Origin of the sequence: Arenimonas sp., from assembly GCF_035312645.1 — a bacterium.
Taxonomy (GTDB): Bacteria; Pseudomonadota; Gammaproteobacteria; order Xanthomonadales; family Xanthomonadaceae; genus Arenimonas.
The window spans coordinates 1-11,112 of sequence record NZ_DATGBO010000056.1 but is presented as its reverse complement, the minus strand read 5'-3'; the positions used below and the strand labels follow the sequence as shown (position 1 = coordinate 11,112).

General features: G+C 65.4%; 9 protein-coding genes. All 9 read left to right on the top strand.

The annotated features are described in order from the left end of the window. Positions 1–375 precede the first annotated feature (375 nt). The 9 genes from VKM35_RS05150 (at position 376) to VKM35_RS05110 (ending at position 10,842) form a co-directional block, all read left to right on the top strand. Positions 376–2,010 carry a 2-isopropylmalate synthase gene (locus VKM35_RS05150; protein ID WP_324319051.1) on the top strand — a complete coding sequence of 545 codons (1,635 nt, stop codon included), beginning with the start codon at positions 376–378 and terminating at the stop codon, positions 2,008–2,010. Between the two features lie 13 nt (positions 2,011–2,023). Continuing rightward, positions 2,024–2,977 carry a branched-chain amino acid transaminase gene (locus VKM35_RS05145; RefSeq protein ID WP_345785872.1) on the top strand — a complete coding sequence of 318 codons (954 nt, stop codon included), beginning with the start codon at positions 2,024–2,026 and terminating at the stop codon, positions 2,975–2,977. Beyond that, the gene (gene leuC, locus VKM35_RS05140) at positions 2,977–4,419 is read left to right on the top strand and encodes a 3-isopropylmalate dehydratase large subunit (RefSeq protein WP_324319046.1); all 1,443 of its coding nucleotides are present in this window, start codon (positions 2,977–2,979) and stop codon (positions 4,417–4,419) included. Before VKM35_RS05145 ends, leuC begins: the two co-directional genes overlap by 1 nt. Further along, on the top strand, positions 4,416–5,000 hold the full coding sequence (gene leuD / locus VKM35_RS05135) for a 3-isopropylmalate dehydratase small subunit (RefSeq protein ID WP_324319044.1): 585 nt from the start codon (positions 4,416–4,418) through the stop codon (positions 4,998–5,000). Before leuC ends, leuD begins: the two co-directional genes overlap by 4 nt. Then, positions 4,997–6,061 (top strand): 3-isopropylmalate dehydrogenase, encoded by a 1,065-nt coding sequence (leuB, locus tag VKM35_RS05130; protein WP_324319042.1) that lies wholly within the window; start codon positions 4,997–4,999, stop codon positions 6,059–6,061. Before leuD ends, leuB begins: the two co-directional genes overlap by 4 nt. A gap of 39 nt (positions 6,062–6,100) precedes the next feature. Further along, a complete protein-coding gene (ilvD, locus tag VKM35_RS05125) occupies positions 6,101–7,753 on the top strand; it encodes a dihydroxy-acid dehydratase (protein WP_324319040.1) in 1,653 nt (550 codons plus the stop codon). Positions 7,754–7,899: 146 nt separating this feature from the next. After that, complete coding sequence (gene ilvC / locus VKM35_RS05120; protein WP_324319038.1) at positions 7,900–8,886, top strand: ketol-acid reductoisomerase; 987 nt, start codon at positions 7,900–7,902, stop codon at positions 8,884–8,886. Position 8,887: 1 nt separating this feature from the next. Next, entirely contained in the window at positions 8,888–10,567 is a 1,680-nt protein-coding gene (ilvG, locus tag VKM35_RS05115; RefSeq protein WP_324319036.1) for an acetolactate synthase 2 catalytic subunit, read from the top strand. Next, entirely contained in the window at positions 10,564–10,842 is a 279-nt protein-coding gene (locus VKM35_RS05110; protein WP_324319034.1) for an ACT domain-containing protein, read from the top strand. The genes ilvG and VKM35_RS05110 overlap by 4 nt, the downstream gene beginning before the upstream one ends. Positions 10,843–11,112: the final 270 nt, after the last annotated feature.

Here is an 11,112-nt window from a genome sequence, read left to right as displayed (position 1 = left end):
TCGCGGCTCGCGCCGCTCCTGCAGAGCGATGAAATTTCCCGGCATTCCATATTGCTCCACTGGGAATGCCGGACACTTCGAATAGAACCCCGGCTCTAATCTTCCTGTTGACACAGCGCAAAACGTCCGCTTAGTCTCGACCCATGCCTCGCCACCACACCACTGCCATCGCGATCGACGCCCGGGTTCTCCCGGTCGCGAACGCAGCTGTGGTTTACGGCCTCGCCCTCGTAGCGCTCGTACTCGTCCTTATTATCACCGGAGGTGCGGGCTGAGGGCGTTCGTCTGACGAGTAAATCCTGACGAAAATACCTGAAACCCCGCACCCGGAAACGGATGCGGGGTTTTTTGTTGCCCGGCTCGCGGAAGCGAACCATGCAAAAGAATCCCGAAATCACCATTGCTTCGAATCCGCCACGCGAACGCGTGCGCGTGTTCGACACCACCTTGCGCGACGGCGAGCAGGCGCCCGGCTATTCGATGACGCGTGCGCAGAAGCGCCGCATCGCGCAGGCCTTGGCCGAGCTGGGCGTCGACATCATCGAGGCCGGCTTCGCGCAGGCTTCCGATGATGACTTCGCCGCCGTGCGGGCGATCGCCGGCGACCTGCGCGGACCAACCGTGTGCTCGTTGGCGCGCTGTCAGATCGGCGATATCGAAGCCGCCGCACGCGCCCTCGAACCCGCCCGGCATCCACGCATCCACGTGTTCATCGCCACCAGCCCGTTGCATCGCGAACACAAGCTGGGCATGAGCAAACAACAGGTGATCGATGCGGCGATGGCCGGCGTGCGCCGGGCGCGCGAGCTCTGCGACGACGTCGAGTTCTCGGCCGAAGATGCGATGCGCACCGAGCCCGAGTATCTGGCCGAGGTGATGGCGGCGGCGATCGAAGCCGGCGCACGCACGCTCAACGTGCCCGACACCGTCGGCTACACCACGCCGGCGGAAATGGCCGAACGCATCGCCTACCTCAAGCAGCACGTGCGCGGCATCGAACGCGCGGTCTTGAGCGTGCACTGCCACGACGACCTCGGCATGGCGGTCGCCAACAGTCTTGCCGCAGTTGTCGCTGGCGCGCGCCAGGTCGAATGCACGCTCACCGGCATCGGCGAACGCGCCGGCAATGCCGCGCTGGAAGAAGTGGTGATGGCGTTGAAAACACGCAGCGAGCTGTACCGCGTCGACACCGCCATCCTCACGCCGCGCTTGTATCCGACCGCGCGCCTGCTCAGCAATTTGCTGGGCATGCCACTGGCGCGCAACAAGGCCGTGGTCGGTGAAAACGCCTTCGCGCACGAAGCCGGCATCCACCAGCACGGCATGCTCAAGCATCGCGGCACCTACGAAATCATGCGGCCCGAGGACGTCGGCTTCGCGCGTTCGCAGCTGGTGCTGGGCAAACACAGCGGCCGGCATGCCTTGCGCGAACGCCTGCTGGCGCTGGGTCACGCACTCGACGAAACGCAGCTCGACGATGCCTTCGCGCGTTTCAAGACGTTGGCCGACAAGAAGCGCGAAGTCTTCGACAACGATCTCGAAGCGATCGCGATGGGTCGCGACCCCGAAGCCCTCGGCCCCTGGCGCATCGCGCAACTGCACAGCTCCAGCCATGTCGGCGGCATGGCGTCGGCGACTGTGCGGCTCGCGCACGAGGACGGGCGTTCGGCGAGCGAAGCAGCGATCGGCGACGGTCCCGTGCACGCGGTTCTGCGGGCCATTGAGCGCGCGACCGGGCATGCATTGCAGATCGGAAATTTCCAGGTGCGTTCGCTGAGCCTCGGCAGTGACGCCCAGGGCCAGGCCACGCTCACCGTCGACCATGCCGGCCGCGAAGTGCGCGGCAGAGGTGTGTCCACCGACATCGTCGAAGCCGCCGCGCTCGCCGCGCTGGAAGTCGTCAATCGCATCGAGCGCCTCACCGTCGCTCCCGGCATCCTGCCTCCCGCGACGCTTGTGCATCCCTGCACGTCGCCTGAAAACACACGCGCTGTCGCCAACCAGTCCTGATGGAGTCATGACCATGAAAGCCCCTTCCCTGCTCTGGCACAACGGTCGCATCAAGCCCTGGAATGAGGCCAGCGTGCACGTCGGCGCGCATGCACTGCATTACGGCTCATCGGTGTTCGAGGGCGAGCGCGTCTACGCCACACCGGACGGCCCACAGTATTTCCGTCTCGCCGATCACACCGAGCGCCTGTTCAATTCCGCGCGCATCTACGACCTCGCGATTCCGTACACCCCCGCCGAGATCAATGCCGCCTGCGCCGAAGTGATCCGCGCGACCGGTTTGAGCAGCGCTTATGTGCGCCCGATCGCCTACCGTTCCGGTTTCACTTTCAGTCTCGCACCGTCGGCCGACATCGCCGTCGACGTCGCGATCATCGCGATCGAATGGGGCAGCATGCACGGCGCCGCCGCGCTGGAGAACGGTGTCGATGTCTGCGTCAGCTCCTGGAATCGCGCCGCGCCCAACACCTATCCGGCCGGCGCGAAAGCCGGCGGCAACTATCTTTCCAGCCAGTTGATCGCGCAGGAAGCGGTGCGCGGCGGCTTCGTCGAAGGTATCGCGCTCGCGTCCGGCGGCCTGCTCAGCGAAGGCGCCGGCGAGAATCTTTTCCTCGTGCACAAGGGACGCATCCACACGCCGAGCGCCGGCGCCAGCATCCTTTGCGGCATCACCCGCGACAGCGTGTTCACGCTGGCGAAGGAACTCGGCTACGAAATCGTCGAACAATCCCTGCCGCGCGAAATGCTGTACTTCGCCGACGAAATTTTCATGACCGGCACCGCCGCGGAAATCACCCCGGTGCGCTCGGTCGATCGCAAACTGGTCGGCAATGGCCAACCGGGCCCGGTGACGCGCGCGCTGCAGAAAGCCTTCTTTGGTCTGTTCGACGGCAGCACGGCGGATCGCTGGGGCTGGCTCACGCCAATCAGCGTCGCCGCAACCGAAACCGCCAGGGAGGCCGCGTGATGAGCACCAACCCACGCACCTTGCTGGACAAGCTCTGGGACGCGCACCAGGTCGTTGCGGAAACCGAGGCGATGCCCGGCGTGATGTATGTCGATCTGCATCTCGTCCATGAGGTCACGTCGCCACAGGCTTTTGCGGAATTGCGTCGACGAAACCTGCCGGTGCGCCACCCGCAACGCGTGCTGGCGACACTGGATCATTCGACGCCGACCACGCCGCGCGATGATCTCGGCCAGCACATCTACGCCAGCGCCGAGGCCGCCGCGCAGGTCGCGCAACTGGAAGAAAACTGCATGCAGTCCGGCATCGAGCTGCACGGCTGGAGCAGCGATCACCGCGGCATCGTCCACGTGATCGGCCCCGAACTCGGCGCGACGCAGCCGGGCATGACCATCGTCTGCGGCGACAGCCACACTTCCACGCATGGTGCCTTCGGCGCGCTGGCTTTCGGCATCGGCACCACCGAAGTCGGCCATGTGTTGGCGACGCAATGCCTGCTGCAGCGCAAGCCGAAGAATTTCGCGATCCATGTCACTGGTCGACTGGCCGCAGGCGTGACCGCGAAGGATCTCGCACTGCATCTGACCGGGAAGATCGGCGTCAACGGCGGCATCGGCCATGTCTTTGAATATCGTGGCAGCGCGATCGAGGCGCTGACGATGGAAGAGCGCATGACCCTGTGCAACATGTCGATCGAAGCCGGCGCGCGCGCCGGCCTGATCGCCCCGGATGAAACCACTTTCGCCTGGCTGCAGGAACGTCCGCGCGCACCGCGTGGCAAGCAATGGTTGCGTGCGCTCGAAGACTGGCGCGCGCTCGCCAGCGATGACGGCGCCAGTTACGACCGCGAACTGCACCTCGATGCCGCGGAGGTACGCGCGACCATCAGCTACGGCACGCATCCGGGCATGGTCATCGCCCTGCATGCGCCGGTGCCGGCGGCGAAGGATGCGCAGGAGCGGCGCGCGCTCGACTACATGCAGGTGCAGGCCGGCGAACCGATGACCGGTATGGCGGTCGATCTGGTCTTCCTCGGCAGTTGCACCAATTCACGGCTCGGCGATCTGCGCGCGGCTGCCGAGTTGTTGCGCGATCGTCGCATCGCGCACGGACTGCGCATGCTGGTGGTGCCTGGTTCGGTGGCCGTGCAACGCGCCGCCGAAGCGGAAGGTCTGGATCGCGTTTTCCGCGCCGCTGGTGCCGAGTGGCGCGAGCCGGGATGTTCGATGTGCATCGCGATGAACGGCGACCTCGCGCAACCGGGGCAACTGGTGGTGAGCACGAGCAACCGCAATTTCGAAGGCCGGCAGGGCCCGGGCGTGCGCACCGTGCTCGCCAGTCCGCTGGTCGCCGCGGCATCGGCGCTGGCCGGCTGCATCGCCGACCCGCGCGACGTGACGATGGCCGGCGTGTCGATGACTACCGAGGAGCAGGCGGCATGAATCCCCTCACCCACCTGCGCTCGCGCACTGCCGTGCTCGCGCACGAGAACATCGACACCGACCGCATCATCCCGGCGCGCTTTCTCACTACGACCGAACGCGAAGGCCTGGGTCGTCATGCCTTCAACGACTGGCGCTACCGCGACGATGGCAGCGCCGACCCGGCCTTCGCACTCAACCAGCCGAATGCGCAAGGTTGCGAAATACTCGTCGCTGGTCGTGGTTTCGGCTGTGGTTCCTCGCGCGAACACGCGCCCTGGGCTCTGCTCGATTACGGCCTGCGCGCGGTGCTGTCGTCGGAGATCGCCGACATCTTCCGCAGCAATGCGCTCAAGAACGGCCTGCTCGCGATCACGCTCAACGCAGCCGAGCATCGCTACCTGCTCGCGCATCCGGGCATCGAGCTGGCGATCGATATCGCTGCCGGTACCATCGAGTTGCCCGATGGTGGCCGCTTTCGCTTCGAACTCGACGCGTTTTCGCGCCACTGCCTGCTCGAAGGTGTCGATCAACTCGGCTTCCTGCATCGCCACGAAGCGCAGATCGCCGCGTTCGAAACGCGACGCGAGGCTTGCGCATGAAGGCGACCATCGTCCTGTTGCCCGGCGACGGCATCGGCCCGGAAGTCACCGCGTCCGCGCTGGCTGTCTTGCGCATCATCGCGGAAACGTTCGCGCACGACTTCATGTTCGTCGAACATCTGATCGGCGGCGCAGCGATCGACGCGACCGGTCTGCCCTTGCCGGAGACAACACGCGCGGCCTGTCTCTCCGCTGACGCCGTGCTGCTTGGCGCCGTCGGCGGGCCGCGATGGTCCGATCCGAATGCGCGCCCCGAACAAGGCCTGCTGCAATTGCGCGCTGCGCTCGGTGTGTTCGCCAACTTGCGACCGGTGCATGTGCACCCGCGCACGGCGGCGCTGTCGCCGGTGAAGGCCGATCGTCTCGTTGGCGTCGACCTGCTGTTCGTGCGCGAACTCACCGGCGGCAGCTACTTCGGCAGGCGCAGCCGCGATGCCGACAGTGCCAGCGACGAATGCCGCTACACGGTCGTCGAAATCGAGCGCGTTCTGCGCCGTGCCTTCGAACTCGCGCGCGCTCGCCGCGGCCGCGTCACCTCGATCGACAAGGCGAACGTGCTGGAAACGTCGCGACTCTGGCGCGAAACCGCGATCCGCGTCGCCGCCGACTATCCGGACGTGACGCTGGAACACCAGCTGGTCGATTCGATGGCGATGCTGATGCTCAGCCAACCGGCCCGCTACGACGTGCTCGTCACCGAAAACTTGTTCGGCGACATCCTCACCGATGAAGCCGCCGTGCTCGCAGGTTCGCTGGGCCTGCTTCCGTCCGCTTCGTTGGGCGAAGGTCGACGCGGACTCTACGAGCCCATCCACGGTTCGGCGCCCGACATCGCCGGCAAAGGCAGCGCCAATCCGATAGGCAGCATCCTCAGCGCGGCGCTGTTGTTGCGGCATTCGCTTGGACTCGCCAATGAAGCTGCCGCCATCGAGCGCGCTGTACACACGGTGCTGGACACGCGCGAGTTGACCCGCGACCTCGGCGGCAACGCAAACACCCACGACATCACCGACGCCATCGTCGCAACGCTCACCCGACACGCAGCCGCACGCGCGGCTTGAGCAGCACGGCTCACCACTCACCGCTCACTGGGATAGAAAATGCACAGCGATGCCATCAAGCTCGGTCCTGATCGCGCCCCCGCCCGAGCCATGTTGCGCGCGACCGGGCTCGACGATGCGGCTATCGCCAAACCATTGGTGGCGATTGTGCACACCTGGTCGAACGTCTCGCCCTGCAACCTCAATCTGCGCGATCTCGCCCAGGCCGCGGCCGCGGGCGTGCGCGCCGCCGGTGGTACGCCGATCGAATTCAATACGATTGCCGTGACCGATGGCATCGCGATGGGCACACCGGGCATGCGTGCTTCGCTGGTGTCGCGTGAACTCATCGCCGATTCGATCGAACTCGCGGTCACCGGCCACTGTCTCGATGCCGTGATCGTGCTCTGCGGCTGCGACAAGACGATCCCCGCCGCGGCGATGGCACTGGCGCGCATGGATCTTCCCGGCGTCGCGCTTTACGGCGGCAGCATCGATCACGGCCAGCTCGCCGGGAAATCGATCACCATCCAGGAAGTGTTCGAGGCCGTCGGCGCGCATGGCGCCGGAAAGATCAGTTGCGCGCAACTCGCCGATGTCGAGAAGAAGGCTTGCCCCGGCGCGGGCGCCTGCGGCGGCCAGTTCACCGCCAACACGATGGCGATGGTGCTCACCGCGCTCGGCCTTTCGCCCCTCGGGTTCAACGATATTCCAGCCACCGCCGAGGAAAAATCCGGCGCCGCGTATCGCTGCGGCGAACTCGCCATGCAGTGCCTCGCGGACGCACGGACTCCACGGCAGATGCTGACGGCCGAAGCATTCCGCAACGCTGCGCGACTGGTCGCTGCGACGGCAGGTTCGACCAATGCGGTGTTGCATCTGCTTGCGATCGCCCACGAAGCTGGTATCGCGTTGACGCTGGAGGATTTCGAAAATGCCTCGCGCGATACGCCGGTGATCGCCGATCTCAAGCCCGGCGGTCGCTTCACCGCCGTTGAGCTGACCGCTGCCGGCGGCACCGCGCTCGTCGCCAACGAACTTCGTCGCGCGAACATGTTGAGCGATGCGCCGACCGTGACGGGTCGTTCGTTGTTTGCTGAACTCGATGCCGCCGCCGCGCCGATGCCAGGCCAACAGGTCGTGCGCACCGTCGCCGATCCGCTCAAGCCACGCGGCGGTTATTCGATCCTGTACGGAAATCTCGCCCCCGAAGGCTGCGTGCTGAAACTCGCCGGACAGGGCCGCCTGCATCACGCCGGCCCGGCGCGCGTGTTCGAAAGCGAGGAAGAAGCGTTCGCTGCCGTGCAGTCCGATCGCATCCGCGCTGGCGACGTGCTGGTGATCCGCAACGAAGGTCCTGCGGGCGGCCCGGGCATGCGCGAAATGCTTGCGGTGACCGCAGCATTGGTCGGCCGTGGTCTTGGCAACGATGTCGCATTGATCACCGACGGCCGCTTCAGCGGCGCGACGCATGGCTTCATGGTCGGACATGTCGCCCCGGAAGCGGCGCGCGGCGGACCCATCGCGTTGCTGCGCGAAGGCGACCGCGTGGTGATCGATGCCGATACCCGCCGACTTGAAACCGATGCCGATCTGGAATCGCGTCGTGCGCAATGGCGCGCGGCGGCACCGACGGTGACACGTGGTGCGCTGGCGAAATATGCGCGGCTGGTGGGATCGGCGGCGAAAGGCGCGGTGACGGATGGCGCATGACCACCAAGCTCATTCGCGACGTCACTCCCGCGAAGGCGGGATTCCAGTGACTTTCGCACCGGATACTCAAAGACGCTGGATGCCCGCCTTCGCGGGCATGACAGGGAAATCGCTGAAATTCTTTCATCATCCACCGGAGAACCACCATGACCACCGCCGCCACCACTGATGCCCTGAAGCAATCGCGCATCGCCATCCTCGGTTATGGCAGCCAGGGTCGAGCGCATGCCTTGAACCTGCATGAGTCCGGACTCGATGTCATCGTCGGCGTTCGCAAAGGCGGCCCGAGCTGGGAGAAAGCGCAGGCCGATGGTCTGCGCGTCGCTGAACCATTCGAGGCGGTGAAGCAGGCCGACCTCGTCGCCGTGCTCACACCGGACATGGTGCAGCCGGCGCTTTATCAGGAAGCGATCGCGCCACATCTGAAAGCGAACGCGGCGCTACTGTTCGCGCACGGTTTCAACATCCATTTCGATCAGATCCAGCCACGCGCAGATATCGACGTGATTCTGGTCGCGCCGAAAGGTCCGGGCGCACTGGTGCGCCGTGAATATGAAAAAGGTCATGGTGTGCCCTGTCTGTATGCCATCCATCAGGACGCCAGCGGCAGCGCACGCGAGAAGGTCCTGGCTTATGCCGCCGGCATCGGCGGCGCACGCGCGATGCTGATCGAAACCGAATTCGCCGAGGAAACCGAAACCGATCTGTTCGGCGAGCAGGCCGTGCTCTGCGGCGGCGCCACCGAACTCGTGCTGCAGGGTTTCGAGACACTGGTCGAGGCCGGCTACAAACCGGAAGTGGCGTACTACGAATGCCTGCACGAACTGAAATTGATCGTCGATCTCCTGCATGAAGGCGGTCTCGCCAAGATGCATCAATTCGTTTCCGAAACCGCGCAATACGGCGACCTCACCCGCGGTCCGCGCGTGGTCAACGACGAAACCCGCGCGCGCATGCGGGAAGTTCTTGCGGAAATCCGCGATGGCCGCTTCGCCAGGGAATGGGTCGCCGAATACCAGGCCGGCAACGGCAACTACAAGGCGATGAAGCAGCGCGATCTCGCGCACCCGATCGAACAGGTCGGCGCCGCCTTGCGTGCACGCATGCCTTGGTTGACACCCGCAGGAGCCTGATATGGACGGTTCAAAGGAACAATCGACGAAGGTTCGCACCGGCGCGCAATGGTTGTTGCAGGCGCTGGAAGCGGAAGGCTGCGATCTGATGTTCGGCTATCCCGGCGGCGCGATCATGCCGGTCTACGATGCACTCGTGGACAGCCCGATCCGGCACATCCTCGTGCGCCACGAACAGGGTGCGGCGCTCGCGGCCGACGGCTACGCGCGCGCATCGGGCAAGGTCGGCGTCTGTCTCGCGACGTCCGGGCCCGGCGCGACCAACCTGCTCACCGGCATCGCCAACGCCTATCTCGATTCGATTCCGATGGTCGCGATCACCGGCCAGGTGCAGACGCTGGTGATGGGCACCGACGCCTTCCAGGAAGTCGATGTGTTCGGCATGAGCCTGCCGGTGGTCAAGCACAGCTATGTCGTGCGCCGCGCAGAAGATGTTTATGCAACGGTGCGCGAGGCGTTCGCGATAGCACGCTCGGGCCGACCGGGACCCGTGCTGATCGATCTTCCGAAAGACGTGGCGGTCGCGTCGGCGCCGGCGCGTGCGCCGCACTACCGGACCTGCGCGCCGAATGCCGACGAGCCGGAAGCCTTGATGCGCGCACGCGCTTTGCTCGCGCAAGCGCAACGTCCGCTGCTCTATGTCGGCGGCGGCGTGGGCATGGCCGATGCCGAATGGGCGCTGCGCTCGCTGATGCGCTCGACCGGATTACCCGCCGTGTACACGTTGAAAGGTCTGGGTGCGGTCGATCCGGATGCGCCGTTCAATCTCGGCATGCTCGGCATGCACGGCAATCCCGCGGCGAATCACGCCGTACAGGAATGCGATCTGCTGATCGTCGCCGGCGCGCGCTTCGATGATCGCGCCACCGGCAAGCTGGCGACGTTCGCGCCGAATGCGAAGGTGCTGCATCTGGATATCGATGCCGCCGAGATCGGCAAGCTGCGTCGCGCCGATGTCGGGCTTGGTGGAAAACTCGCCGAGCAGCTGCCGGCGCTGGCACAGCCGCTGCACATCACGGCCTGGCAGCAGCACTGCCGCGCGATGAAGACGCAGCATGCCGAACGCTACGACGCCCCCGGCGATGGCGTGTTCGCGCCCGCACTACTCAGGCAATTGTCGGAGGCCGGCGGCGGCCGCCTGATCGTCGCCAGCGACGTCGGCCAACACCAGATGTGGGTGGCGCAGCATTGGCGCGTCAATCGCAGCGCCGCGCATCTTTCCAGTGGCGGCCTGGGCACGATGGGCTTTGGATTGCCGGCGGCGATCGGCGCGCAATTGGCCAAACCCGATGCCCGCGTCATCTGCGTCAGCGGCGACGGCTCGATCATGATGAACATCCAGGAGCTCGCCACGCTCAAGCGCTACGGCATCCCGGTGAAGATCGTGCTGCTCGACAACTCCAGCCTGGGCATGGTGCGGCAATGGCAGGAGTTGTTCTTCGCCGAGCGCTACAGCGAAGTCGATCTTTCTGACAATCCGGATTTCGCCGAACTCGCTCGTGCCTTCGGCATTCCCGCATTCACCGTCGAGCGTCGCGACCAGGTCGCCGATGCGATCGCGCGTCTGCTCGGCGATGAAGGACCGCTGCTCTGCCACGTCAAGATCGATCCGCGCGCGAACGTCTGGCCGCTGGTGCCGCCGGGCAAATCGAATGCCGAAATGATGGGCTGTGCCGCATGAGCCGCGCCCTCGCCATCGAAATAGACCGCGCCGAGGGCGCGCTGCTGCGCCTGCTCGGCACGATCGAGCGCCGCGGCTTCGCGCTGATCGGCCTGCAGACCGACGCCGCCGACAATGGTGGCCTGTCGGTACGCCTGCTGCTCGATGGCGAGCGCGATCCGCAGGTGCTGTGCCGGCAACTGCAGCGGCTGATCGATGTGCGCGAGGTGCGGCTGTTGCCGGATGCTGTCGAAGAGACGCCGGAAACATTCCAGGCGACGTGGCTGCAGGGGTAGCGTTGCGTAGGAGCGATGGCAATCGCGATAAATCCGAGCGCTGCGAATTTGTCGCGATTGCCATCGCTCCTACACACACAAAATTCAGGAGAATCACCATGAACCCGCGAATTACCGGCGAGTCGTCGTTGCACACCTCCCGCGCACCGCGCGCTACGACTTGCGAACGCCATCATGACCTCCTCCCTCGAGTACACCGCCACGCCTTCTGTTTTTGAGCCCCGCTTTGCGAATGCGCCGCGTGCGTCTTCTGCGGATGAAAACAGTCGC